The sequence below is a fragment of the Saccharothrix longispora genome (genome assembly GCF_031455225.1).
GTDB lineage: Bacteria > Actinomycetota > Actinomycetes > Mycobacteriales > Pseudonocardiaceae > Actinosynnema > Actinosynnema longispora.
Map to the genome: position 1 here is coordinate 5,173,734 of NZ_JAVDSG010000001.1, position 24,922 is coordinate 5,198,655.

Annotated in this window: 21 protein-coding genes; 6 read left to right on the plus strand and 15 right to left on the minus strand. The window is 73.4% G+C overall.

The genetic code is table 11. From position 1 onward, the window contains the following. Positions 1 to 30: 30 nt before the first annotated feature. The gene (locus J2S66_RS21210; protein ID WP_310308963.1) at positions 31 to 633 is read right to left on the minus strand and encodes a LysE family translocator; all 603 of its coding nucleotides are present in this window, start codon (positions 631 to 633) and stop codon (positions 31 to 33) included. A gap of 59 nt (positions 634 to 692) precedes the next feature. Between J2S66_RS21210 and J2S66_RS21215 the strand changes: the two genes are divergently transcribed. Both J2S66_RS21215 and J2S66_RS21220 read left to right on the plus strand, forming a co-directional pair. Continuing rightward, on the plus strand, positions 693 to 1,220 hold the full coding sequence (locus J2S66_RS21215; RefSeq protein WP_310308964.1) for an Lrp/AsnC family transcriptional regulator: 528 nt from the start codon (positions 693 to 695) through the stop codon (positions 1,218 to 1,220). Then, the gene (locus J2S66_RS21220) at positions 1,210 to 2,592 is read left to right on the plus strand and encodes a pyridoxal phosphate-dependent decarboxylase family protein (protein WP_310308965.1); all 1,383 of its coding nucleotides are present in this window, start codon (positions 1,210 to 1,212) and stop codon (positions 2,590 to 2,592) included. The genes J2S66_RS21215 and J2S66_RS21220 overlap by 11 nt, the downstream gene beginning before the upstream one ends. 52 nt (positions 2,593 to 2,644) lie before the next feature. Here the strand turns inward: J2S66_RS21220 and tesB are convergent, their stop codons facing one another. Both tesB and pyk read right to left on the minus strand, forming a co-directional pair. Then, positions 2,645 to 3,571 (minus strand): acyl-CoA thioesterase II, encoded by a 927-nt coding sequence (gene tesB / locus J2S66_RS21225; protein ID WP_310308966.1) that lies wholly within the window; start codon positions 3,569 to 3,571, stop codon positions 2,645 to 2,647. 8 nt (positions 3,572 to 3,579) lie between these two features. Then, entirely contained in the window at positions 3,580 to 5,004 is a 1,425-nt protein-coding gene (gene pyk / locus J2S66_RS21230) for a pyruvate kinase (RefSeq protein ID WP_310308967.1), read from the minus strand. 106 nt (positions 5,005 to 5,110) lie between these two features. On the opposite strand from pyk, the gene J2S66_RS21235 reads away from it, so the two are divergent. Then, on the plus strand, positions 5,111 to 5,434 hold the full coding sequence (locus J2S66_RS21235; protein WP_310308968.1) for a VanZ family protein: 324 nt from the start codon (positions 5,111 to 5,113) through the stop codon (positions 5,432 to 5,434). Here the strand turns inward: J2S66_RS21235 and J2S66_RS21240 are convergent. Beyond that, positions 5,409 to 6,065 (minus strand): DUF2461 domain-containing protein, encoded by a 657-nt coding sequence (locus J2S66_RS21240; RefSeq protein WP_310308969.1) that lies wholly within the window; start codon positions 6,063 to 6,065, stop codon positions 5,409 to 5,411. The genes J2S66_RS21235 and J2S66_RS21240 overlap by 26 nt on opposite strands. A 43-nt stretch (positions 6,066 to 6,108) precedes the next feature. Between J2S66_RS21240 and J2S66_RS21245 the strand changes: the two genes are divergently transcribed. Then, entirely contained in the window at positions 6,109 to 6,870 is a 762-nt protein-coding gene (locus J2S66_RS21245) for a maleylpyruvate isomerase family mycothiol-dependent enzyme (RefSeq protein WP_310308970.1), read from the plus strand. 49 nt (positions 6,871 to 6,919) lie between these two features. On the opposite strand, the gene J2S66_RS21250 is transcribed toward J2S66_RS21245, so the two are convergent. The 3 genes from J2S66_RS21250 to dctA all read right to left on the minus strand — a co-directional run bounded on the left by J2S66_RS21250 (position 6,920) and on the right by dctA (position 14,736). Further along, positions 6,920 to 8,425, minus strand: coding sequence for a glutamate synthase subunit beta (locus J2S66_RS21250; protein ID WP_310308971.1), 1,506 nt, complete (start codon positions 8,423 to 8,425; stop codon positions 6,920 to 6,922). Then, complete coding sequence (gene gltB / locus J2S66_RS21255; RefSeq protein WP_310308972.1) at positions 8,418 to 12,956, minus strand: glutamate synthase large subunit; 4,539 nt, start codon at positions 12,954 to 12,956, stop codon at positions 8,418 to 8,420. The genes J2S66_RS21250 and gltB overlap by 8 nt, the downstream gene beginning before the upstream one ends. Positions 12,957 to 13,368: 412 nt before the next feature. Further along, positions 13,369 to 14,736 carry a C4-dicarboxylate transporter DctA gene (dctA, locus tag J2S66_RS21260; RefSeq protein ID WP_310308973.1) on the minus strand — a complete coding sequence of 456 codons (1,368 nt, stop codon included), beginning with the start codon at positions 14,734 to 14,736 and terminating at the stop codon, positions 13,369 to 13,371. Positions 14,737 to 14,882: 146 nt separating this feature from the next. Between dctA and J2S66_RS21265 the strand changes: the two genes are divergently transcribed. Continuing rightward, on the plus strand, positions 14,883 to 15,812 hold the full coding sequence (locus J2S66_RS21265; protein WP_310308975.1) for a TAXI family TRAP transporter solute-binding subunit: 930 nt from the start codon (positions 14,883 to 14,885) through the stop codon (positions 15,810 to 15,812). Between the two features lie 9 nt (positions 15,813 to 15,821). On the opposite strand, the gene J2S66_RS21270 is transcribed toward J2S66_RS21265, so the two are convergent. Further along, positions 15,822 to 17,216: a sensor histidine kinase gene (locus J2S66_RS21270; RefSeq protein ID WP_310308976.1), complete on the minus strand. Its 1,395-nt coding sequence runs from the start codon at positions 17,214 to 17,216 to the stop codon at positions 15,822 to 15,824. 43 nt (positions 17,217 to 17,259) lie between these two features. Here J2S66_RS21270 and J2S66_RS21275 point away from each other — a divergent pair, with 43 nt between their 5' ends. Beyond that, on the plus strand, positions 17,260 to 17,787 hold the full coding sequence (locus J2S66_RS21275; protein ID WP_310308978.1) for an AMIN-like domain-containing (lipo)protein: 528 nt from the start codon (positions 17,260 to 17,262) through the stop codon (positions 17,785 to 17,787). A 2-nt stretch (positions 17,788 to 17,789) separates the two neighbouring features. Here J2S66_RS21275 and J2S66_RS21280 read toward each other — a convergent pair whose 3' ends face one another. From J2S66_RS21280 to J2S66_RS21310, 7 genes are all read right to left on the minus strand, one after another. Further along, positions 17,790 to 18,470, minus strand: coding sequence for a response regulator transcription factor (locus tag J2S66_RS21280; RefSeq protein ID WP_310308979.1), 681 nt, complete (start codon positions 18,468 to 18,470; stop codon positions 17,790 to 17,792). 6 nt (positions 18,471 to 18,476) lie between these two features. Further along, positions 18,477 to 19,544 (minus strand): prolipoprotein diacylglyceryl transferase, encoded by a 1,068-nt coding sequence (gene lgt, locus J2S66_RS21285; RefSeq protein WP_310314960.1) that lies wholly within the window; start codon positions 19,542 to 19,544, stop codon positions 18,477 to 18,479. 176 nt (positions 19,545 to 19,720) lie between these two features. After that, positions 19,721 to 20,506 (minus strand): tryptophan synthase subunit alpha, encoded by a 786-nt coding sequence (gene trpA / locus J2S66_RS21290; RefSeq protein ID WP_306749789.1) that lies wholly within the window; start codon positions 20,504 to 20,506, stop codon positions 19,721 to 19,723. Further along, positions 20,503 to 21,726 carry a tryptophan synthase subunit beta gene (gene trpB, locus J2S66_RS21295; protein ID WP_310308981.1) on the minus strand — a complete coding sequence of 408 codons (1,224 nt, stop codon included), beginning with the start codon at positions 21,724 to 21,726 and terminating at the stop codon, positions 20,503 to 20,505. Before trpB ends, trpA begins: the two co-directional genes overlap by 4 nt. An 11-nt stretch (positions 21,727 to 21,737) precedes the next feature. Beyond that, positions 21,738 to 22,547 (minus strand): indole-3-glycerol phosphate synthase TrpC, encoded by an 810-nt coding sequence (gene trpC / locus J2S66_RS21300; RefSeq protein ID WP_310308982.1) that lies wholly within the window; start codon positions 22,545 to 22,547, stop codon positions 21,738 to 21,740. 211 nt (positions 22,548 to 22,758) lie between these two features. Continuing rightward, positions 22,759 to 23,301 (minus strand): Trp biosynthesis-associated membrane protein, encoded by a 543-nt coding sequence (locus J2S66_RS21305; RefSeq protein WP_310308983.1) that lies wholly within the window; start codon positions 23,299 to 23,301, stop codon positions 22,759 to 22,761. Further along, the gene (locus J2S66_RS21310) at positions 23,294 to 24,835 is read right to left on the minus strand and encodes an anthranilate synthase component I (protein ID WP_310308984.1); all 1,542 of its coding nucleotides are present in this window, start codon (positions 24,833 to 24,835) and stop codon (positions 23,294 to 23,296) included. The genes J2S66_RS21305 and J2S66_RS21310 overlap by 8 nt, the downstream gene beginning before the upstream one ends. Between the last annotated feature and the right edge of the window lie 87 nt (positions 24,836 to 24,922).

Sequence of the window (24,922 nt, forward strand, 5' to 3'; positions counted from 1 at the left end):
GTTGGACTCTCGCGGTTCGGGTGGGCGCGGTCAGGTGGTGAGGACGGTGGCGGCCATGGTGATCAGGGCGGCGCCGCAGGCGCGGTCGAAGAACGGGCGCACGCGCGGGTGGGCGAGCAGGCGGGCGAGGCGGGTGGCCAGGGGGGCCACGACGGCCCAGAAGCAGGCGAAGACGGTCACCGCCACAGCGGACAGGAGCGCGGCCTGGGGCAGGGGCGGGGCGGCCGGGTCCATGGCCTGCGGCACGAGGCTGAGGAAGATCAGCATCACCTTCGGGTTCAGCAGGTCGCACAGGAGGCCGCGCAGGAACAGCGAGCGGTCGGACGTCGCGGCGCGGCGGATCGGGCCGCCGCGACGGGCCGCGCGCAGGGTGGCGAAGCCCAGGTACGCGAGGTAGGCCGCGCCGACCGCCTTCACCGCCAGCAGCGCCGCCGGGGCCGCGGCCACCAGCGCGGACAGGCCGAGCGTGGCCAGCAGGGCGTGCACGAGCAGCCCGGTCACCACGCCCAGCGCCGTCACCGCGCCGTACCGCGCGCCGCGCACCGCGTTCCCGGTCACCAGCACGAAGTCCGGACCGGGCACGACGGTGACCACGACGAGCGCGAGCAGGAAGGACGTCCAGGCGATGTGCACGCCACGATCGTGTGGTACCCGTTCGGTTCTGCTCCACCTCGCACGTACCGTGTGCGGTTGTGGGCGAGGTAGCCGAACTGGATTCGGTCGACTGGCAGATCCTGGAGGAGTTGCAGAACGACGCGACCCTCCAGAACCGGGCGCTCGCCGACCTCGTGGGCATCGCGCCCTCGACGTGCCTGCAACGGGTGCGCCGACTGCGCGACCTCGGCGTGATCACCGGGTTCCACGCCGTGGTCGACCCGCGCGCCGCCGGCCTGTCGCTGGAGGCCGTCGTCTCGGTGAACGTGCGCCCGCACACCCGGCCGGTGGTGGCGGCGTTCCGGGCGTTCGTCATGGCGCAGCCGGAGACCCGCTCCCTGTTCCACGTCAGCGGCACGGCCGACTTCCTGGTGCACATCGCGGTCGCCGACAGCACGCACCTCCAGGCGTTCCTGGTGGACAAGATCGCCTCGCGCACCGAGGTGCGGAACCTGACCAGCTCGGTGGTGCTCGAACGCGTCGAGACCCGCGCCCTGACCCCGCCCGGCGACCGGCGCCCGACCCACCGCAGGCGGCGCGTCTACCGTGCGGGGCATGAAGCCTGAGGAGTTCCGCCGGATCGGCCACGAGGTGGTCGACTGGATCGCCGACTACCGCGCCCGCGTCGAGGAGTTCCCCGTGCGGTCGCAGGTGGAGCCCGGCTGGGTGCGGGGGCAGCTCTCCGCGCTGCCCGAGCGCGGAGAGGGGTTCGGCCCCCTGCTCGCCGACCTGGACCGGGTCGTGCTGCCCGGCACGACGCACTGGCAGCACCCCGGGTTCTTCGCGTACTTCCCGTCCAACGCGTCGCTGCCGTCGGTGCTCGGCGACCTGCTGTCGTCGGGCCTGGGCGTGCAGGGGATGTTGTGGGCCACCTCGCCCGCCGCCACCGAGGTCGAGCAGCACCTGATGGACGAGCTGGTGACCGCGATGGACCTGCCGCGGTCGTTCCTGGGCGGCGGTGTCATCCAGGACACGGCGTCGTCCGCCGCGCTGGTCGCGGTGCTGGCGGCGCTGCACCGCTCCTCCGGCGGCACGTGGCGGAAGTCCGGCGTGGACGGTGCGGAGACCGTCTACGTGTCGTCGCAGACCCACTCGTCGCTGGAGCGGGCGGCGCGGCTGGCCGGGCTCGGCGAGCGGGCCGTGCGGGCGGTCCCCGTGTCACCGTCCACGCTGGCCATGGACGCCGCCGCCCTCGCCGAGCGGGTGCGCGCCGACGTGGCCGCGGGCCGCCGCCCGGTCCTGGTGTGCGCGACGGTCGGCACCACCGGCACCGGTGCGGTCGACCCGCTGCGCGAGATCGCCGACGTGTGCGCCGAGCACGGGATCTGGCTGCACGTGGACGCCGCGTGGGCGGGCCCGGCGGCCCTGTGCCCGGAGTTCCGCGACCTGTTCGACGGCCTGGAGCGGGCCGACTCGTTCACCGCGAACGCGCACAAGTGGATGCTGACCGCGTTCGACCTGTCGCTGTTCTGGACGGCCCACCCGGGCGTGCTGGTGGACGCCCTGGCGATCCTGCCCGAGTACCTGCGCAACACCGCGACCGAGTCGGGTGCCGTCGTCGACTACCGCGACTGGCAGATCCCCCTCGGCCGCCGGTTCCGCGCGCTGAAGCTGTGGTCGGTGCTGCGCTGGTACGGCCTGGAGGGCGTGCGCGCCCACCTGCGCGGCCACGTGGAGCTGGCGGCGCTGCTGGAGTCGTGGGTCGGCGCGTCGGAGGACTGGGAGCTCGTCACGCCGCGCACGCTGTCGCTCGTCACGATCGCCCGCCGGGACGGCGACGACGCGACGCGCGCGGCGATGGACCGGGTCAACGGGTCGGGCCGGGCCTTCGTCACGCACACCGCGGTGGACGGCCGGTTCGCGATCCGCGTGGCGATCGGCGCCGAGGCGACCCGGGAGGAGCACGTCCGGGCGCTGTGGGAGGCACTGGACGCCTGAGGTGCGCCGTACGGGGCGGGTGACCGGGGTCACCCGCCTCGTACGCGGGAGGCTAGTCCAGCACCCGCAGCAGGCCCTCCTGGACCACGGTCGCCACCAGCTGCCCGTCCCGGGCGTAGAAGCGGCCCGTGGCCAGGCCGCGCGCGCCCGACGCGGACGGCGAGGCGCAGTCGTACAGGAACCACTCGTCGGCGCGGAAGCGGCGGTGGAACCACATGGCGTGGTCGAGGCTCGCGCCCAGCACCTTGTCCGTGCCCCAGTACACGCCGTGCTTGACCAGCACCGAGTCCAGCAGGGTCATGTCGGAGGCGTACGCCAGCACGCACACGTGCAGCAGGTCGTCGTCGGGCAGCGTGCCGTCCGCCCTCATCCACACCTGGCTGCGGGCCTCGGACGGGCCGTCCTCGCGGGCCTTCCACGGCGGCGTGGTCACGTAGCGGATGTCGATCGGCCGGGGCAGCCGGGCCATGCCGACCTTCTCCAGGTACCCGGCGGCCGACTCGGCGTAGGTGGGCAGCTCCTCCGGCGACGGCACGTCGGGCATCGGCTCCTGGTGGTCCAGGCCGGGCTCGTCGAGCTGGAAGGACGCCGACAGGGAGAAGATCGCCTTGCCGCGCTGGACGGCCACCACGCGGCGGGTCGTGAACGAGCGGCCGTCGCGGATGCGATCCACCTCGTACACGATCGGGATGCGCGGGTCGCCCCCGCGGATGAAGTACGAGTGCAGGGAGTGCACGCGCCGGTCGGGCTCGACGGTCCGGCCGGCCGCCACCAGCGCCTGGCCGGCGACCTGCCCGCCGAACACCCGCACGGGCGACTCGGCGGGCGACACCCCGCGGAAGATGTTCTCCTCGACGCGCTCCAGGTCCAGCAGCGCGACGAGGCGGTCGAGCACGGGCTGCCCGTGCGGGACGCCGTCCGCGTCCCGGGGGACGTCCGAGAACCCGGCGGTAGCCGCGGCACGGGCAGCCTCGGTCACGTCATCTCCTAAGCGTGGTCTTCCTCCCCCAGGCGGTGGACCCGGATGAGGTTGGTGGAGCCGATGGTCCCCGGCGGGGAGCCTGCCACGACCACCATCAGGTCGCCCGCCTGGTAGCGGCCGATCGACAGCATGGACAGGTCCACCTGGCGGACCATCTCGTCGGTGGAGTCCACCTTAGGCACGATGAACGTCTCCGTGCCCCAGGTGAGAGCAAGCTGACTGCGCACGCTCGGCTCCGGCGTGAACGCCAGCAGCGGCAGGTGCGTGTGCAGTCGGGCCAGCCGACGCACCGTGTCACCGGACTGGGTGAACGCGACGAGCGCCTTGGCGTTCAGCCGCTCGCCGATGTCGCGCGCCGCGTAGGAGATGACGCCGCGCTTGGTGCGCGGGACGTGCGTCAGCGGCGGGACCACGACGGACTCGGTCTCGACGGCCTCGATGATGCGGCCCATGGTCCGCACCGACTCGATGGCGTACCGGCCGACCGAGGTCTCACCGGACAGCATCAGCGCGTCCGCGCCGTCGAGCACCGCGTTCGCGACGTCGGACGTCTCGGCGCGGGTCGGGCGGGAGTTGGTGATCATCGAGTCGAGCATCTGGGTGGCCACGATCACCGGCTTGGCGTTCTCGCGGGCGATCTGGATCGCGCGCTTCTGCACCAGCGGGACGTGCTCCAGCGGCAGCTCGACGCCGAGGTCGCCGCGGGCGACCATCACGCCGTCGAACGCGAGCACGATGGCTTCGAGGTTGTCGACCGCCTCGGGCTTCTCGATCTTGGCGATGACGGGCTTGCGGCCGTGGCCGACCCGGTCCATGACCTGGTGGACCAGGTCGATGTCCGCGGGCGAGCGCACGAACGACAGGGCGATGAAGTCCACGCCCAGGTTGAGCGCGAACTCCAGGTCCTCGATGTCCTTCTCGGACAGGGCCGGCACGGAGACGTCCATGCCGGGCAGGGACAAGCCCTTGTTGTTGCTGACGGGGCCGCCCTCGGTGACCTCGCAGACGACGTCGGGGCCGTCGACCTCGATCACGGTCAGGCCGACCTTGCCGTCGTCCACCAGGAGGCGGTCACCGGCCTTGGCGTCCTGGGCCAGCTGCTTGTAGGTGGTGGAGACCCGGTCGTGGGTGCCCTCGACGTCCTCGACGGTCACCCGCACGACGTCACCGGTGCGCCACTCGACCGGACCGTGGGCGAACCGGCCGAGCCGGATCTTGGGGCCCTGGAGGTCGGCGAGGATGCCCACCGCGCGCCCCGACGCGTCGGCCGCGTTGCGGACGAGGTCGTAGACCTGCTTGTGGTCGGCATGGCTGCCGTGGCTGAAGTTCATCCGGGCCACGTCCATACCGGCCGCCACCAACTCGTTGACCTTGTCCTCGGTCCCGGTGGCAGGGCCCATCGTACAGACGATCTTCGCGCGTCGACTCACGTTAGGTCAGAGTAGTCCTTGTCACTGGACCGATCAGGATGTACCCGGGGGTAACCTCCGTGAAACGGGGAGAATGGCCTCCGTGGGCCCGAGAATCCTTCCGTTCGTGACCGCGGCGTTGCTGAGCGTCATCGTCCTGTTCACCCCGCAGTCAGGTGTGCCGGACTCCCCGCCGGGGACGGACAAGGTCGTCCACTGCCTGCTGTTCGCCCTGCTCGCGGTCACGGGCCTGTACGCCCGGCTGCCGCGCGTGCCGCTGCTGGCGGGCCTGGTCGGCTACGCGGCGGTCTCGGAGGTGCTCCAGTGGCTCCTGACCGCGCTGGGGCGCGGCGGCGACGTGCTGGACGCGCTGGTGGACGTGGCGGGCGTCGCGGTCGGCGCGCTGGTGTTCCGGCTGCTGCCGGTCAGCGGCGGAAGCCGACCTCGCTGAGGCCGACGTGGTCGGCGCACCAGTCGACCAGCGGGGCGACCTCGCGCCACGCGTCGCGGACGCGCTCCAGGCTGCCGGGCTCGTGCAGGACGTCGTCGGGCGGCCACACCCTCGCCACGTAGATCCGCCGGTGCTTGAGCAGCTCGATCCGGGGGTGCCCGGGGTCGGCGCCGCGCGGCGCGCGCTTGAGCTTGTCGCCGCGCAGCTCCCACCCGGCGTCGACGAGGCCCGCGACCAGCTTCTCCAGCCGCTCGCCGCGCACGTCGTCGGCGACGGACTCGCGGTAGCGCGCGAGCTGGTCGGGGGCCATCGCGAACGACCCGCCGGCCACGAACAGGCCCTCCGGGCCGACCTGCACGTAGTGCGCGCCCCCGCCTCGGCCCAGCTCGACCACGCCGCCGCAGTGGTCCTTGAAGGGCGTCTTGTCCTTGCTGAACCGCACGTCCCGGTACGGCCGGAACACCTTGCCCCTGCCGAACTCCGGCTCCAGGGCGGCGAGCAGCGCCTCCATGGGCGCGCGGACGTCGGAGTGGTAGACGTGCTTGTGCTCGTCCCAGTAGGGCTTCGAGTTGTCGACCACGAGCCCGTCGAAGAAGTCGATGGCGTACTCGCCGAAGCCGGTGAACTCCACGGCGGGCAGTCTACGTCCGGCGCCCCGGCGCTACGGTGATCCCATGGCAGGACTGAGCTTCGACCGCTACCGCACGGAGATCGTCACCCAGACCGAGCAGCTGGTGTCGCAGGTGGACGGCGCGGACTTGGCGACGCCCGTGCCGACGTGCCCGGGCTGGGACCTCGGCAGGCTCCTCCACCACGTCGGCGCGGGGCACCGGTGGGTCGAGGAGGTCGTCCGGAGCAGGGCCGTCGAACCGCTGCCCGACGACGCCCTGCGCGTCGAGCCCGACGAGCACCCCGCCGACCACGGCACGTGGCTCGTCGAGGGCGCGCGGCAGCTGTCGGACGCCCTGGGCGAGGCCGGGCCGGACGCCGAGGTGTGGACCGCCGCGCCGGGCGGGAAGCCGGTCTTCTGGGCCCGCCGCTTCACGCACGAGACGCTCGTGCACCGCGCCGACGCCGCCCTGGCGCTGGGCAAGCCGGTCGAGGTGGCGCCCGAGGTCGCCGTGGACGCGCTCGACGAGTGGATGGAGCTGGGCGCGCTGCCGGAGGTGGTCGAGCTCCACCCGGAGCGCCGCGAGCTCCTCGGCCCCGGCCGCACGCTGCACCTGCACGCCACGGACACCGACGACGCCGAGTGGGTGGTGGACCTGACCGGTGACCGCGTCGCGTGGCGGCGGGCGCACGAGAAGTCGGCCGTGGCGGTGCGCGGGCCGGTGGTGGACCTGCTGCTGACCGCGTACGGCAGGCAGGCCCCGCAGGACGTCGTCGGCGACCGCGCGCTGCTCGACTTCTGGCTCGAACGGGTCAGCTTCGGCTGACGGGTGCGGCCGTCCCCGACGCCGTTGTCGGGGACGGCCGGCGGGACACCTACACCACGGCGAGCGGGAGCTGGTTGGGGATCACCGGCGACGGCAGGTCGGACGAGCCGGTCAGGAAGCGGTCCACCGCGTTGGCCACCGAGCGGCCCTCCGCGATGGCCCACACGACGAGGGACGCGCCGCGGTGGGCGTCGCCGCAGACGAACACGCCGGGGGCCTGCGTCTGCCAGTCCGAGCCGCACGAGACGGTGCCGCGCGAGGTGAGGTCGATGCCCAGGCCGTCGAGCAGCGGCATGTGCTCGACGCCCTCGAAGCCGATCGCCAGCAGCACCAGGTCGGCGGGCAGCAGCTCGACCTCCTCGGACATCGGCACGACCACGCGCCGGCCCGAGGCGTCCCGCTCCACCCGCACCTTGCGCAGCTGGATCTGCCGCACGTGCCCGTCCTCGTCGCCGACGAACTTCTCGACGGCCACCGCGAACTTCCGCTCGCCCGCCTCCTCGTGCGCGGGGTAGGTGCGCAGCACCCACGGCCACACCGGCCACGGCGAGCGCTCGTCGTCGCGCCGCGACGGCGGCATCGGGTACTGGTCGAGCTGGAGCACCGAGGCCGCGCCCTGGCGGGCCGCCGTGCCGTAGCAGTCCGCGCCGGTGTCGCCGCCGCCGATGATCACGACGTGCTTGCCGGCCGCGTCGATCGCCGGGGCCCCGTCGCCCTCGCACGCCCGGTTCGCGGGCACGAGGTGCTCCATCGCCAGGTGGATGCCGGCCAGCTCGCGGCCCGGCGTCGTGGTGTCGTCGCGACCGCGCAGCGCGCCCACCGCCAGCACCACGGCGTCGAACTCCTCCCGCAGCTCCTCGACGGTCAGGTCCACGCCGACCTCGCAGCCGGTGACGAACCTCGTGCCCTCCTTGCGGAGCTGCGCGAGCCGCCGGTCCAGGACCTTCTTCTCCATCTTGAACTCGGGGATGCCGTAGCGCAGCAGGCCGCCGAGCCGGTCGTCCCGCTCGAACACGGTGACCTCGTGGCCCGCGCGCGTCAGCTGCTGGGCCGCCGCCAGCCCGGCCGGGCCGGAGCCGACGACCGCGACCCGCCTGCCCGACACGACCTGCGACTGGCTGGGCTGCACCAGCCCCTGCTCCCAGGACACGTCCGCGATGGTCTGCTCGACGCGCTTGATCGCGACCGGGCCGCCCGCGTCGTGGCTGATCGACAGCACGCACGCCGCCTCGCACGGCGCGGGGCACAGCCGCCCGGTGAACTCCGGGAAGTTGTTCGTCGCGTGCAGCCGCTCCGACGCCTGGCCCCAGTCGCCCCGGCGGACCAGGTCGTTCCACTCCGGGATCAGGTTGCCCAGCGGGCAGCCCGCGGACCCCGAGTGGCAGAACGGGACGCCGCAGTCCATGCACCGCGACGCCTGGGTGCGCACCTGCGAGTCGCGCACGTCGGGCTCGACGTCGAGGTACACCTCGTCCCAGTCGCCCAGCCGCTCGGACACCGGGCGCTTCTTCGCCTCGGCGCGGGAGTGCTTCAAGAAACCGTACGGGTCAGCCACGGCTGGCCTCCATGATCGCCTGGTCCACGTCCCGACCCTCCGCGCGGGCGAGCCTCATCGCTTCGAGCACGCGCTGGTAGTCGCCGGGCATGACCTTGGTGAACGCGGCGGAACGCCGGGGCCAGTCGCCGAGCAGCGACGCGGCCACCGCCGAACCGGTGAGCTTGTGGTGCTTCTCCACCACCTCGCGGAGCCAGCGCAGGTCGTCCGCGCCGGGCCGCTGGAGCTCGACCTGCGCCCGGTTGACCGCCGCCGGGTCCAGGTCGAGCACGTACGCGATGCCGCCGGACATGCCCGCGGCCAGGTTGCGGCCGGTCGGCCCGAGCACCACGGCCCGGCCGCCGGTCATGTACTCGAACGCGTGGTCGCCGACGCCCTCGGCGACGGCCAGCGCGCCCGAGTTGCGCACGCAGAACCGCTCGCCGACGCGCCCGCGCAGGAAGATCTCGCCCGCCGTCGCGCCGTAGCCGATCACGTTGCCCGCGATGACCTGCCGCTCGGCGGCGAACGGCGCGTCCGGGTGCGGGCGGACCACGATCCGGCCGCCGGACAGGCCCTTGCCGACGTAGTCGTTGGCGTCGCCGACCATCTCCAGCGTGATGCCGCGCGGCACGAACGCGCCGAGGGACTGGCCGGCCGAGCCGGTGAGCGTCACGTGGATCGTGTCGTCGGGCAGGCCGTCGCCGCCGAAGCGGCGGGTGACCTCCGCGCCGAGCAGGGTGCCGACCGTGCGGTTGACGTTGCGCAGCGGCAGCTCCAGCCGCACGGGGTGCGCGTCCTCCAGCGCCGCCTCGGCGAGCTGGATGAGCGTGCGGTCCAGGGCCTGCGCGAGGCCGTGGTCCTGCTCGCGGACCTTGCGCTTGGCCATGCGGTACGGGGTCTCGGGCACCGCGAACACCGGCGACAGGTCCAGCCCGGCCGCCTTCCAGTGCTCGACGGCCCGGTCGGTCTCCAGCAGCTCGGCGTGGCCGACGGCCTCGTCGATGGTGCGGAAGCCGAGCGCGGCCAGGTGCTCGCGCACCTCCTGGGCGACGAAGTGGAAGAAGTTCACCACGTGGTCGGCCTGGCCGGTGTAGCGCTTGCGCAGCTCCGGGTTCTGCGTCGCCACGCCCACCGGGCAGGTGTCGAGGTGGCAGACGCGCATCATGACGCAGCCCGCGACGATCAGCGGGGCGGTGGCGAAGCCGAACTCCTCGGCGCCGAGCAGCGCGGCGACCACCACGTCGCGGCCGGTGCGCAGCGCGCCGTCCACCTGCACGGTGATGCGGTCGCGCAGGCCGTTGAGCAGCAGCGTCTGCTGGGTCTCGGCGAGGCCGATCTCCCAGGGCGTGCCCGCGTGCTTGAGCGAGTTGAGCGGGGACGCGCCGGTGCCGCCGTCGTGGCCGGAGACGAGCACGACGTCGGCGTGCGCCTTGGCGACGCCCGCCGCGACCGTGCCGACGCCGACCTCGCTGACCAGCTTGACGTGCACGCGGGCCTGCTCGTTGGCGTTCTTCAGGTCGTGGATGAGCTGGGCGAGGTCCTCGATCGAGTAGATGTCGTGGTGCGGCGGCGGCGAGATGAGGCCCACGCCCGGCGTGGAGTGCCGGGTGCGCGCGATCCACGGGTACACCTTGTAGCCGGGCAGCTGGCCGCCCTCGCCGGGCTTCGCGCCCTGCGCCATCTTGATCTGGATGTCGCTGGCGTTGACCAGGTACTCGCTGGTGACGCCGAACCGGCCGGACGCGACCTGCTTGACCGCGCTGCGCCGCTCCGGGTCGTACAGGCGCTCCGGGTCCTCGCCGCCCTCGCCGCTGTTGGACCGGCCGCCGAGCCGGTTCATCGCGATGGCCAGCGTCTCGTGCGCCTCGGCCGAGATCGAGCCGTAGGACATGGCGCCGGTGTTGAAGCGCTTGACGATCGAGGAGACCGGCTCGACCTCGTCGATCGGGACCGGCGTGCGGCCCGCGGTCCTGAGGTTGAACAGGCCGCGCAGCGTGCCGCCCTGGCGGGACAGCGCCTCCACCTCGGAGGTGTAGCGGCGGTACACGTCCTCCTTGCCGGTCCTGGTGGCGTGCTGGAGCAGGAACACCGTCTCCGGCGTGAACAGGTGCAGTTCGCCCTCGCGGCGGTAGGCGTACTCGCCGCCGACCTCCAGCCTGCGGTGCGCCCGGTCGGTGGGGTTGTCCGGGTGGGCGCGGCGGTGGCGCAGCGCCACCTCCTCGGCCAGCACGTCCAGGCCCGCGCCGCCGAGCTTCGACACCGTGCCGGTGAAGTACTCGTCCAGCAGGTCCTTCGACAGGCCGACGGCCTCGAAGACCTGGGCGGCGGTGTACGCGCCGACCGTGGAGATGCCCATCTTGGACATGATCTTCAGGGTGCCCTTGACCAGCGCGGTCACGTAGTTGCGCACGGCCTTGCGCGGCTCGATGCCGGTGATCGCGCCCTGCGCGATCAGGTCCTCGATCGTCTCGAACGCCAGGTACGGGTTGACGGCGGCGGCGCCGTAGCCGAGCAGCGCGGCGATGTGGTGCACCTCGCGGGCGTCGCCCGTCTCCACGACGAGCGCCACGCGCAGCCGCTCCTTGGTGCGCACCAGGTGGTGGTGCACCGCGGAGACCAGCAGCAGCGACGGGATCGGCGCCATCCGGTGATCGGAGTCGCGGTCGGACAGCACCAGGGTGCGCGCGCCGTTCGCGATGGCCTCGGACGCCTCGCGGCGCACCCGCTCGACGGCCTCCGCCAGCGCCGCGCCGCCGCCGTCCACCTCGTACAGGCCGGACAGGACGGTGCACGCGAAGCCCGGCAGGTCGCCGTCGTCGTTGATGTGGATGAGCTTGGCCAGCTCGTCGTTGTCGATGACCGGGTAGGTCAGCTTGATGTGGCGGCAGCTGACCGGGCCGGGCTCCAGCAGGTTCTGCTCCGGGCCCATCACCCGCGAGACGCTGGTGACGATCTCCTCGCGGATCGCGTCCAGCGGCGGGTTGGTGACCTGGGCGAAGTTCTGCACGAAGTAGTCGTAGAGCAGGCGCGAGCGCTGCGAGAGCGCGGCGACCGGGGTGTCGGTGCCCATCGAGCCGAGCGGCTCGGCGCCCGCCGTGGACATCGGGGCGAGCAGGACGCGCAGCTCCTCCTCCGTGTAGCCGAAGGTGAGCTGGCGGCGCACCACCGACTCGTGGCTCTGCACGACGTGCTCGCGGTCGGCGAGGTCGGCCAGCTCCAGCAGGCCCGCGTGCAGCCACTCGTCGTAGGGCGACTCCTCGGCGAGCCGGGACTTGACCTCGTCGTCGTCGACCAGGCGGCCCTGCGCGGTGTCGACCAGGAACATCCGGCCGGGCTGGAGGCGGCCCTTGGCCACGACCTGGTCCGGGGGCACGTCGAGCACGCCGGTCTCGGAGGCCAGCACGACGCGGCCGTCGGCGGTCTGCCACCAGCGGGCCGGGCGCAGGCCGTTGCGGTCGAGCACCGCGCCGACCAGGGAGCCGTCGGTGAACGTGACGCAGGCCGGGCCGTCCCACGGCTCCATCAGGCTGGCGTGGAACTCGTAGAACGCGCGGCGCTTCGGGTCCATCGACACGTGGTTCTCCCACGCCTCGGGGATCATCATCAGCACCGCGTGCGGCAGGCTCCGGCCGCCGAGGTGCAGCAGCTCCAGCACCTCGTCGAAGCTGGCCGAGTCCGAGCCCTCGGGGTGGCAGATCGGGAACAGCCTCGTCAGGTCGCCCGGGATGAGGTCGGAGGCCAGCAGCGCCTCGCGGGCCCGCATGCGGTTGCGGTTGCCGCGCACGGTGTTGATCTCGCCGTTGTGGGCGACGTACCGGAACGGGTGCGCCAGCGGCCACGACGGGAAGGTGTTGGTGGAGAAGCGGGAGTGGACCAGGGCGATGGCGGACGCGAGCCGCCCGTCGCGCAGGTCGGGGAAGAACGCGGGCAGCTGGCCCGTGGTCAGCATGCCCTTGTAGACGATCGTCCGGGCGGACAGCGACGGGAAGTAGGTGCCCGCGCCGGCCGCGACCGACTCGTGCTCGACCCGCTTGCGCAGGGCGAACGTGAGGCGGTCCAGGGCGACGCCGGTGCGGCCGTCCTCACCGCGGACCACCAGCATGGCGAAGTGCGGCATCACCGAGCGGGCGGTGGGGCCGATGCCGGCGTTGTCCGGGTCGGTCGGCACGTCGCGCCAGCCCAGGACGACCAGGCCCTCCTCGGCGGCGATCCGCTCGGCCAGCCCGACGGCCTTGGCCCGCTGCCCGGCGTCGGCGGGCAGGAACGCGATGCCCGCCGCGTAGCCGCCCGCCCCGGGCAGCTCGAAGTCGAGGACGTCGCGCAGGAAGGCGTCGGGCAGCTGGAGCAGGATGCCCGCGCCGTCGCCGCTGGTGGGCTCCGCGCCCGCGGCGCCGCGGTGTTCGAGGTTGGCCAGCGCGGTGAGCGCGTCGACGACGATGTCGTGCGAACGCCGGCCCTGGATGTCGGCGACCATGGCCACACCGCAGGCGTCACGCTCCGCAGTCGGGTCGTAGAGCCCCTGCGGGGACGGGATGGCGGAGAAGATCACTGCGCAGACCTCCTTCGTCGTCCTGCTAGAGAACGAGTCCTCGTGTCCAGTTCCTGGATTCCGGCTGCTGGGCACGGGACGACGATGGCCCGCGTGTTGACGCGACTTTAACAGTCGCGAAACCGAACCACACCATCCTTCGGGTGATCTCGGTCGTCGACGCGTAACGATTCGATTCCCCGGAACGACAGTGGGGCCGACGTTGTTACGCGTTGTTAAGCATAACCGACCGGTAGGCGCACCGCCCCGCGGTGAGAGCCGCGTGACACGCCCGGGCGACCCGTGTCGGTGATCCAGGTCACAGCGTCTCGAATGCCGAAGGCCCCGGCGCTCTCGGGAGCGCCGGGGCCTCGTGCGGTGCGCGGGCACGTCGGCGGACAGGTGCCGGCGAAGGGGTGCCGGCGAAGGGGGATCAGCGGGCGCCCGCGCCGGCGGGCTGCTTCTCCTCGACCTCGTCCTCGCCGTGCCGGCGGTCCATCAGGGCGTCCACGTCGACCTGGTCCGGGTCGTCGAGGACCTCCCTGAGCCGGTCCCGGTCCAGCTGGCCCTGCCAGCGGGCCACGACCAGCGTGCCCACGCCGTTGCCGATGACGTTGGTGATGGCCCGCGCCTCGGACATGAACCGGTCGATGCCCACGATCAGGGCGATGCCGACGGCCGGGATGGCGCTGTTCGCCTCGAACGCGCTCAGCGAGGCGGCGAGGGTGACCAGGCCCGCGCCGGTGACGCCCGCCGCGCCCTTGCTGGCCAGCAGCATGAACAGCAGCAGGCCGATCTGGGTGCCGAGGCCGACGTCCGTGCCGGTGGCCTGGGCGATGAAGATCGCGCCCATGGTCAGGTAGATGCACGTGCCGTCGAGGTTGAACGAGTAGCCGGTCGGGATGGTCAGGCCGACCACCGACTTGTCCGCGCCCGCCGCCTCCATCTTGACCAGCATCCGGGGCAGCACCGACTCGCTGGACGACGTGCCCAGCACGATCAGCAGCTCGTCCTTGATGTAGCGCAGGAACTTGAAGATCGAGAACCCGGCGTAGAGCGCCACGCCGCCCAGCACCAGCAGGACGAACAGCAGGCAGGTGGCGTAGAAGGAGCCCATCAGCCAGGCGAGCTTGCCCAGGATCGTGCCGCCGAACTTGCCGATCGTGTACGCGATGCCGCCGAACGCGCCGATCGGCGCCGCGTACATGACGATCTTGATGACGCCGAACATGACCTTGGCGACGGTGTCCAGGGCCCGCACGACCCGCTCGCCGGTCCTGCCCATGCCCGCCACGGCCACCGCGACCAGGACCGCGACCACCAAGACCTGGATGAGCTGGCCGTCGGTGAACGCGCCGAAGAACGACTTCGGCACCAGGCTGAGGATGAACCCGGTGACCCCGGTCTCCGCGGTCCTGGCGTCCTCCAGGGTCTTCGCGGCGGCGTCGTCGTTGATCGGGATGGCCGGGCCGTGGTGGCCGGGCTGCACGACGTTCACCACGAGCAGGCCGATCGCCAGCGCGACCGTGGTCATGGCGGTGAAGTACAGGATGGTGCGCAGCGCCAGGCCGCCCGCCTTGGCGAGGTTGCCCAGGCCGGCGATGCCCACCACGATCGTGCAGAAGATGGTGGGCGCGATGACGACCTTCACCAGGGCGACGAAGAAGTCGGCGAGCCACTTCATGCCCGACGCCTGCGCGGGGAAGGCGTAGCCGACGACGACGCCGAGCACGATCGACACCAGCACCCAGAAGTACAGGTGCTTCCAGATCGGTTTGCGGGTCTCGGTCTTCGCGACCACGACTCCTCCAGGGGCTCCATCGCGACTGTGGGGTTGGGTCGTGATCCTGGGCACACGCCGGCTCCCGGTAAAGGACGCGCGGGGAAACTTCAGGTCCCTCTGACGTAACACCCCGTTCACCGGCAGTCGGGGTTAACCTGCGACGCGTGCCCGTCTCCCGGCGCTCGGTGCTGCTCGCCGCCCTCGCGGCGGGCGTGCCCGCCTGCACCGCCGCGGAGGCCCCCGCCCCGGAGGAGCTGGTGCTCGCCACCGGTCCCGACGGCGCGGTGTTCCAGGAGGTCGGCGGCGCCCTCGCCGAGGCCCTGGCGGACCGGCTGCCCGCCACCCGCGTCGTCGCCCGCCCGACCGGCGCGTCGGTGGAGAACGTGCGGCTGCTGGAGGAGGGACAGGTCCACCTGGGACTGTCCTCACTGGACCCGGTCGACGGCGCCCTGCTCAGCGCGGACGACCCGAACGGCATCAGCGCGGTGGGCCGGCTCTACGACAGCTTCATGCAGGTCGTCGTGCCCGCGTCCGCGCCGGTCCGGCGGCTGGCCGACCTGGCGGGCAGGCCGGTGTCGTTCGGCCCGGTCGAGTCGGGCTCCCAGTTCACCGCCACCCGCCTGCTCGACCTGCTCGACGTGCCGGTGGACGCCCGGAACATGGCCCACGACGAGGCCGCGCGCCGGCTGGCCGAGGGCGAGCTGGACGCGCTGTTCGCGCTGACCGGCATCCCCACCCCGGCGGTCAGCGGCATCCTCGGCACGTTCCCGCTGCGCCTGCTGGACCTGCCCGAGGAGGCCGAGCTGCTGGCCGACACCTACCGCGGCCCGTACGTGCCCGCGACGATCCCGGCGACCACCTACGCCGGCCTCGGCCCGTGCCGCACGTTCGCCGTGCCGAACCTCCTGCTGGCCCGCACCTCGCTGTCCGCCGACCTGGTCGAGGTGGTGACCCGCACCGTCTTCACCGAGTCCGCCCGCATCGCGGCCGACCACCCGGAGGCGAGCCGCATCAACGTGCGCACCGGCATCGCCACCGGCCAGGTGCCGCTGCACCGCGGCGCCGAGCGCTGGTTCCGGGCGAACAAGCGCTGACCCGGTGGGTCAGGCGCCGAGCCGGACCACCGCGTCGAGGCCGTGCGGCTCGGCGGCGCGCAGGGCCAGCGCGCCGCCCGCCGACTCGATCAGCTCGGCGCAGATCGACAGGCCCAGGCCGGTGCCCGCGACGTTCTGGTGGCGCGGCGCGCGCCAGAAGCGGCCCAGGGCGTCGGCGCGCTCCCGCTCGGTCAGGCCCGTCCCGTCGTCGGTGACGTGCAGCTCCACCCGCCCGTCGGCGGTCCGGCCCCAGACCCGCACGCGGGTGCCGCCGGACAGCCGGACCGCGTTGCCGACCAGCTCGTCGAGCACGCTGCCCAGGCCGCCGGGCGGCTCCAGGACCCGCAGGCCCGGCGGCACGTCCACGTCGAGGTCCACCCCGCCCGCCGACGCCAGCGCCCGCCAGCCCGGCACGTGCGTGGCGAGCAGGCCGTCCACCTCGACCGGTTCGGCGGCGGAGGCGCTGTCCAGGCGGGTCGCGGCCAGCAGCGCGTCCAGCACGCGGCCCATCTCCTCGGCCTCGTCCACCGCGATGCGGTGCGCCTCGCGGCCCGCCTCGCCGGTCACGTGCGGCTCCAGGTTGTCCACCGCCAGGCGCAGACTGGCCAGCGGGTTGCGCAGCTGGTGGGAGGCGTCGGAGACGAACGCCCGCTGCCGGCGCAGCGCCCGGCCGACCACGCCGACCATGGCGTTGAAGCTCGTCGCGAGCCTGCGCAGCTCCGGCGGCCCGCCCACCTCGTCGGCCCGCGCGTCCAGCTCGCCGCCGGCGACCGCGGCGGTGGCCTCGTCCAGCCTGCGGACCGGCCGCAGCACCCACCGCGACATCGGCCACGCCACCGCCGCCACCCCCAGCATCGGCACCAGGCCGACGAGGGCCAGCAGGCCCCACTGGCGCAGGATCGCCGAGCGCAGGCCGTCCGTCGGCGAGACCGTCACCACGGCGGCGACCACCTCGCTGTCGCGGCCCACCGGTTCGACGACGACCAGGTCGACGTCCTCCCACGGCCACACCGACTGGTCCGTCTCAGCCCGGTAGCCGCCGAACGCCGCCTCCAGGCCCGTGGTCACGGTCGGGTCGGTCAGGTCGAACGGCTCCCGCGACGCCGCCACCACCGCGCCGTCCGTGCCGATCAGACCCGCCCGGATGCCGTACAGCCGGTCGTAGCGGACCAGCTCCTCGCGCAGCGCCGTGAGGCGGCCGGACGCCAGGGCGTTCTCCGCCAGCGAGGCGAACCGGCTCGCGTCGCCCAGCCGGTCCAGGTACGTCTCCTGGCTCTCCCGCTGCACCACCGCGAACGCGAGCGGCACGCCCAGGGCTGCCACCAGCGCGACGAGCAGCGGCACGATCAGGGCCAGCAGGCGGCGCAGCACGTGGGGCAACCTCCCCGGGGTGGTCCGCGTCATCCAGGTCGAGGGCCGCGGTGGCCCGTGACGAGGGGGAGTGGAAATGGTACGCAGAACTGCGCTGCTGCTCGCGGCGGTGCTGGGCGTGGCCCTGGCCGCGCCGGGCGCGGCGACGGCGGCCGAGGCGTGCGCGCCGGTCGACTGGGGCTCGGGCGACGAGGTCGCCGCGTCGGGCACCCAGGGCGCGCTGACGAACGTCCGCGCCGGGCAGCACGAGTGCTTCGACCGGCTGGTGTTCGACTTCAGCGGGGTGAACGAGGGCTACTCGGTCGGGTACGTGAGCGAGGTGACGCAGGAGGGATCCGGCAACGTGGTCCCCCTGCGCGGTGGCGGCAAGCTCCAGGTCGCCGTCTCCTCCCCCGCGTACGACGGCGGCGGCAACCCGACCTACACCCCGGCCGACCGGCGGGAGCTGGTCGACGTGACCGGCTACGCGACGTTCCGGCAGGCGGCGTGGGCCGGGTCGTTCGAGGGGCGGACGACGATCGGCCTGGGCACGCGCGCCCGGCTGCCGTTCCGGGTGTTCACCCTGCCGGGGCGGGTCGTCGTGGACGTCGCGCACACCTGGTGAGCTCACGGGGTGTGGGTCGCCGCCGCGCGGTAGCCCACACCCCGGACCGTCTCGATGCGGACCGCGTCGCCGAGCTTGCCGCGCAGGGCCGCGATGTGCGTGTCGAGGGTGCGCGACGGCGCCTCCCAGTGCGCCTGCCACACCTGGTCCACGATCAGGTCGCGGCTGACCACCGTGCCCGCGCGGCCCACCAGCAGCGCGAGGAGGTCGAACTCCTTGCGGGTCAGCGGCACGGGCACGCCGTCCACCCTGGCCTCCCGGCTCGCCGGGTCCAGGGTCAGCGGGCCGAGCGCGACCTCGTGCCCGCGGTGCTCGCGCTCGGCGGCGCGGGCCGCGCGGGTGCGGCGCAGCACCGCCTCGACGCGGGCCAGCAGCTCGGCCGTGCCGAACGGCTTGACCACGTAGTCGTCGGCGCCCAGGCGCAGGCCGAGGACCCGTTCGCGCTCCTCGCCGCGGGCGGTCACGGTGATGACCGCCGTGCCCGGACGGCGGCGCAGCTCGCGCAGCACGTCCAGGCCGTCGCCGTCGGGCAGGCCGAGGTCCAGCAGCACGACGTCTGCGGCCGGGGCCGTCAGCGCCGCCGCGGCCGTGCCCACCCGGTGGACCTCGTAGCCCGCGTGCTTCAGGGCGGTGAGCAGGCCGCGCGCCACCCGGTCGTCGTCCTCGACGACGAGGATGCGCACGGTCGCCTACTGGCCAGGCTTGTCGCCGTGGTCCGCGGGGTCGGCGTCCGGCACCGTCTTCCTGTCGGGCACCCCGGCGGTGTCGCCGGTGGTGTCGTCGGCGGTGTCGCCGGTCGCCGTCCGGTCCGCGCCGGTCTCCCCCGCGCCGGTCTTCCCCGCGCCGGTCTTCCGCGCGGCCGTCGCCCCTCCGGCGTCGTCCTGCTCGCCGTCGGGGTCGGGGCGCACGATGACCTCGCGGTCGCCCTTCTTCGCGGCCAGCACGAAGTAGGCGACCGCGCCGAGGAACACCAGGACCGAGGTGATGACGTTGATGCGCATGCCGAAGACCTGGGTGGCCGGGTCGACGCGCATGATCTCGATCCAGAAGCGGCCCGCCGTGTAACCCGCGACGTACAGCGCGAACACCCGGCCGTGGCCGAGGCGGAAGCGGCGGTCGGCCCACACGATCAGCAGCGCGACGCCGACGTTCCACAGCAGCTCGTAGAGGAACGTGGGGTGCACGACGTCGATCGGCGTGTGGTCCAGCGCGACGCCGCCCAACTCGTCCTTGAACCCGGTGTCCGGGTCGACCCGCTCGTAGATCTCCAGGCCCCAGGGCAGCGTGGTGGGACCGCCGTAGAGCTCCTGGTTGAAGTAGTTGCCGAGGCGGCCGATGGCCTGCGCCAGCACGATGCCGGGCGCCAGCGCGTCCGCCATCGCGGGCAGCGGGATGCCCTTGCGGCGGCACGCGATCCACGCGCCCACACCGCCCAGCGCGATGGCGCCCCAGATGCCGAGGCCGCCGTTCCAGATGGCCAGCGCCTCCAGCGGGTTGCGCCCCTCGCCGAAGTACTTGTGGTAGTCCGTCGCCACGTGGTAGAGCCGGCCGCCGACCAGGCCGAAGGGCACCGCGAAGACCGCGATGTCCGTGACCTCGCCCTTCAGCCCGCCGCGGGCCACCCAGCGGCGCTCGCCCCACCAGATCGCCGCGACGATGCCGGCGATGATGCACAGGGCGTAGGCGCGGATCGGGATCGGTCCCAGCTGCCAGACGCCCTGGTCCGGGCTGGGGATCGTCGCGAGGTAAGTCGTCACCACGCCGACCACCGTAGTGGGTGCCCGGGGGTGCTCCGCGCCGACAGCCCGATTGTTACCGGGAAGGGTCGTTCGAGCTCCGGCACGCCGTCCCGGCTGCGGGCGCTCTCGCCCGCGCCCACCGGCGGTTCCGGCCCTCACAGCCCCGGACCGCGTAGTTCACCCGGACGTGCGTGCTACACCGTTGCGGTCTCGCGACGGACCCCGCCGGCCAGCTCCCGGGTCAGCGCCTCCACCGTGCCGTCCTCGACCGCCGACACGAACGCGGACCCCACGATCACGCCGTCCGCGAACGCCGCCAGCTCGGCCGCCTGCGCGCCGTTCCGCACGCCCAGCCCCACGCCCACCGGCAGGTCGGTGTGCTCGCGCACCCGCCCGACCAGCGCCGGGGCGGCGGACGACACGACGTCGCGCGCACCCGTCACGCCCATCACCGAGGTCGCGTACAGGAACCCCCGCGACGACCGGGCGGTCATCGCGATCCTCTCCTCCGTCGACGACGGCGCGACCAGGAAGATTCGGTCCAGGTCGTGCTCCTCGGTCGCGGCGATCCACTCCGCGCCCTCGTCGGGCACCAGGTCGGGCGTGATGACGCCCAGGCCGCCGGCCGCCGCCAGGTCGCGCGCGAAGCGGTCCACGCCGTACGCCAGCACCGGGTTCCAGTAGGTCATCACGACCGCGCGCCCACCCGCCGACGCCACCGACTCGACGACGCCGAACAGGTCGCGCACCCGGAAGCCCTCGCGCAGCGCCCGCTCGGCGGCGCGCTGGATGGTGGGGCCGTCCATCACCGGGTCGGAGAACGGCAGGCCGACCTCCACCAGGTCGCACCCGGACGACACCATGGTCCGCAGCACGTCCTTCGAACCCTCGACGGTGGGGTACCCGGCGGGCAGGTAGCCGATCAGCGCCGCGCGCGACTCCGCCCGGCACGCCTCGAACAGCGGGGCAAGCCTGCTCATGCGTCCACTCCCAGCCCGAACCACTTGACGGCGGTGTCCATGTCCTTGTCGCCGCGCCCGGACAGGTTCACCAGGATGAGCGACTCGGGTCCCAGTTCGCGGCCAAGCTTGATCGCGCCGGCCAGCGCGTGCGCCGACTCGACCGCCGGGATGATGCCCTCCTCGCGGGAGAGCAGCGCGAACGCCTCCATGGCCTCCGCGTCGGTCACCGGCCGGTACTCGGCGCGGCCGATGTCCTTGAGGTGGGCGTGCTCGGGGCCGACGCCCGGGTAGTCCAGGCCCGCCGAGATGGAGTGCGCCTCGGCGATCTGCCCGTCGGCGTCCTGGAGGACGTACGACATGGCCCCGTGCAGCGAGCCCGGCGTGCCCTTGGTGAGGGTGGCGCCGTGCCGCGCGGTCTCGATGCCGTCGCCGCCCGGCTCCAGGCCGACCAGCCGCACGGACGGGTCGTCGATGAAGCCGTGGAAGATGCCGATCGCGTTCGACCCGCCGCCGACGCACGCGGCGACGACGTCGGGCAGGCGACCCGCCTTCTCCAGGATCTGCTGCCGCGCCTCGATGCCGATGACGCGGTGGAAGTCGCGCACGAGCACCGGGAACGGGTGCGGTCCCGCCGCGGTGCCGAGCAGGTAGTGCGTGTCGTCGACGTTGGCGACCCAGTCGCGCAGCGCCTCGTTGATGGCGTCCTTGAGCGTCCGCGAGCCGTTCTTCACCGGGACGACCTCGGCGCCGAGCAGCCGCATCCGGGCCACGTTGAGCGCCTGCCGCTCGGTGTCGACCTCACCCATGTAGATGACGCAGTCCAGGCCCATCAGCGCGCACGCGGTGGCCGTGGCCACGCCGTGCTGGCCCGCGCCGGTCTCGGCGATGACCCGCTTCTTGCCCATGCGCTTGGTCAGCAACGCCTGGCCCAGCACGTTGTTGATCTTGTGCGAGCCGGTGTGGTTGAGGTCCTCGCGCTTGAGGAACACCCGCGCGCCGCCCGCGTGCGCCGCGAACTTCGGCGCCTCGGTGAGCAGCGACGGGCGGCCGGCGAAGTCGCGCAGCAGCCGGGCGAACTCGTCCAGGAACTCCGGGTCGACCCGGGCCTTCTCGTAGAACGCGGCGAGCTCGTCCACCGCGGCGATCAGGGCTTCCGGCATGAACCGGCCGCCCCACGGCCCGAAGTGACCCCGCTCGTCCGGGTCGTGGGGTGTCGGAGCCAACTGGCCGCGCGACATGCGCTCTCCTCCTACCGGCTGGGCCGGGGGCACGCGGGGTGCGACCCCGCCGTCACCAGCTTGTTCACCGCGACCTTGGGGTCGCCGCTCGTCACCAGGCTCTCGCCGACCAGCACCGCGTCGGCGCCCGCGCCCGCGTACGACATCAGGTCGCCCGGCCCGGTGACCCCGGACTCGGCGATCTTGATGGTGTCGAAGGGCAGGCCGGGCGCGATCCGCCCGAAGACTTCCTTGTCCACTTCCAGGGTGTGCAGGTTGCGGGCGTTCACGCCGATCACGCTCGCCCCCGCCTCCAGCGCGCGGTCGGCCTCCTCGGCCGTGTGCACCTCGACCAGGGCGGTCATGCCCAGCGATTCGACCCGGTCCAGCAGCGACACCAGCGCGTTCTGCTCCAGCGCCGCCACGATCAGCAGCACCAGGTCGGCGCCGTGCAGGCGCGCCTCGTGCACCTGGTACGGGCTGACGATGAAGTCCTTGCGCAGCAGGGGGACCCCCACCGCGGCGCGCACCGCGTCGAAGTCGGCCAGCGACCCGCCGAAGCGGCGCTGCTCGGTCAGCACGCTGATGCACCGCGCACCGCCCAGCTCGTACTGGACGGCCAGCTCCGCGGGCTCCGGGATGTCGGCCAGCGCCCCCTTCGAGGGGCTGCGCCTCTTGACCTCGGCGATCACGCCCACGCCCGGTCCGCGCAGGACCGCCATCACGTCCTGCGGCGGCGGCACCTTGGCCGCCTGCGCCCTCAGCGCGTCGAAGGGCAGTGCCGCCTCGCGCACGGCGAGGTCCTCGCGGACACCTTCGACGATCGACTCGAGCACGGTCATCCGAGCACCTCGCCCGGCTCCGTCAGACCTTCCGGTTCCCTCGCAAGCTCCCGCACGTCACGCTCCCCTTCCCGCCACGAGGATGCTAACCCCGTCACGGACCGCGTCCGGCCACCGGGGGTCACCGCGTTCGCCCTGCTGACCGGGGTCCTCACGGGCCCACGTGCGCGAACGTGCGGCACCGGGCGGTCACCCGGGGGCCACCGGGGCGTCAGTCGCGGTCCGTCGGGTCGTCACCGCGCTCCAGGGCGTTCCACAGCTCGCGCTCGGGGTAGGCGTTCCGCCGCGCCGCGCCGGGTGTCTGGTAGCCGCCGCCCAACCGGGGCATCGCCGCGCCCCTGACCAGCAGCAGCAGCCCGGCCGCGGCCATCAGCAGCACACCCGCGACGGCCACGGCGTACGCCCCCGCCGGCGGCGAGGCCGCGACGACCACCCGGCCGACCACGACGGCCGCGAGCAGCACCAACGCGCCCAGCACGCGGCGCATCCAGCCCGCGAGCGCCACGGCGGCGGCCACGGCGGCCACGCAGAACAGCGCCATCGGCACGAGGGCGGGCTGCACCTCGGCGCCGGTCGCGTCCGGCTTCACGCGGGTGGCGCCCCACGTCATGGTCGAGGTGACCCACAGGGCGCCCGCGGCGAGCACGAGCAGCAGCACGGCGATCCACAGTGGACGCCGCAGGGCCGCCCGCCGCCGCGCCGCCGCTTCGGGGTCGGCTTCGGGGACCGGGGGGACGGACCCGGGCTCAGACACCGGCCGGGTCCGCCGCCGGGGCCATGGTCTGCGCCGTGGCGATGGCCGACAGGACCGCGCCCGCCTTGTTCAGGCACTCGTTGTCCTCGGCGACCGGGTCCGAGTCGGCCACGATCCCGCCGCCCGCCTGCACGTACGCCACGCCGTCGCGCACCAGGGCGGTCCGGATGGCGATGGCGGTGTCCGCGTCGCCCGCGAAGTCCAGGTAGCCGACGACGCCGCCGTACAGGCCGCGCCTGGTCGGCTCCAGCTCCTCGATCAGCTCCATCGCGCGCGGCTTGGGCGCGCCGGACAGCGTGCCCGCCGGGAAGCACGCCGCCACCGCGTCGAACGCGGTCCTCCCCTCGGCCAGCTCGCCGGTGACCGTGGACACGATGTGCATGACGTGCGAGTACCGCTCGACCTTGAAGAAGTCGACCACGGTCACCGAGCCCGGCTTGCACACCCGGCCCAGGTCGTTGCGGCCCAGGTCGACGAGCATGAGGTGCTCGGCGCGCTCCTTGTGGTCGGCCAGCAGGTCCTTCTCCAGCAGCGCGTCCTCCTCCTCGTCCACACCGCGCCACCGGGTGCCCGCGATCGGGTGCGTGGTCGCCTTGCCGTCGCGCACCGTGACCAGGGACTCGGGGCTGCACCCGACGATGTCGAAGTCGTCGAGCCGCAGCAGGTACATGTACGGGCTGGGGTTGGACGTGCGCAGCACGCGGTAGACGTCCAGCGGGTCGGCGGTGGTGCGCATCTCGAACCGCTGCGACAGCACGACCTGGAACGCCTCACCCGCGCGGATGGCCGCCTTCGCCTTCTCCACGACCTCGTGGTGCTCCTCGCGCGTGCGCCGCCGGGTGAACTCCGGCTTGGGCCGGGAGAACACCGCGGCCGTCGCGGGCGCGGGCGCCTGGAGGTCGCGCGTCATGAGGTCCAGCCGGGCCACCGCGTCGTCGTAGGCCGCGTCCACGCGCTCCGGCGAGTCGTCCCAGTTGATGGCGTTGGCGATGAGCGTGACCGTGCCCTCGTGGTGGTCCAGGGCGGCGAGGTCGGTGGCGAGCAGCATGACGAGTTCGGGGACCCGCAGGTCGTCCTCGGCGAGGTCCGGCAGCCGCTCCAGGCGGCGCACGGCGTCGTAGCCGATGTAGCCGACCATGCCGCCGGTCAGCGGGGGCAGGCCGGGCAGCGGGTCGGTGCGCAGCACCTCGATGGTCTCGCGCAGCGCCGCCATCGGGTCGCCGCCCTCGGGGAGGCCGACGGGGTGCGGCCCGATCCAGTGCGCCTCGCCGCCGGTGGCGGTCAGCGCGCCCGCGCTGCGCACGCCGACGAACGACCAGCGCGACCAGGAGCGGCCGTTCTCGGCCGACTCGAACAGGAACGTGCCCGGCCGGTCCGCCGCCAGCTTGCGGTACAGGCCGACCGGTGTCTCCGCGTCCGCCAGGAGCCGCCGCACCACGGGGACGACCCGCCGCTCGGCGGCCAGCTCGCGGAACTCCTCGCGCGTCGGGCTGACCTCGCCCAGACCCGCGCCTGCACCGATGACGCTCACCATGGGCGACATTGTGCCCAATGCGGGCCCCCCGGTCGCCGCCGGGCGAATCCGCCGCGCGGTGGACGATTTGCGCCGGTCACCGATGAT

What these genes read in the sequence shown, in the direction of transcription:
- J2S66_RS21270 (WP_310308976.1), bottom strand. Translation starts at nt 17,216, where the DNA reads ATGACGCGGACCACCCCGGGGAGGTTGCCCCACGTGCTGCGCCGCCTG.
- trpB (WP_310308981.1), bottom strand. Translation starts at nt 21,726, where the DNA reads ATGTCGCGCGGCCAGTTGGCTCCGACACCCCACGACCCGGACGAGCGG.
- trpC (WP_310308982.1), bottom strand. Translation starts at nt 22,547, where the DNA reads ATGACCGTGCTCGAGTCGATCGTCGAAGGTGTCCGCGAGGACCTCGCC.
- J2S66_RS21220 (WP_310308965.1), top strand. Translation starts at nt 1,210, where the DNA reads ATGAAGCCTGAGGAGTTCCGCCGGATCGGCCACGAGGTGGTCGACTGG.
- J2S66_RS21310 (WP_310308984.1), bottom strand. Translation starts at nt 24,835, where the DNA reads ATGGTGAGCGTCATCGGTGCAGGCGCGGGTCTGGGCGAGGTCAGCCCG.
- J2S66_RS21275 (WP_310308978.1), top strand. Translation starts at nt 17,260, where the DNA reads ATGGTACGCAGAACTGCGCTGCTGCTCGCGGCGGTGCTGGGCGTGGCC.
- J2S66_RS21245 (WP_310308970.1), top strand. Translation starts at nt 6,109, where the DNA reads ATGGCAGGACTGAGCTTCGACCGCTACCGCACGGAGATCGTCACCCAG.
- trpA (WP_306749789.1), bottom strand. Translation starts at nt 20,506, where the DNA reads ATGAGCAGGCTTGCCCCGCTGTTCGAGGCGTGCCGGGCGGAGTCGCGC.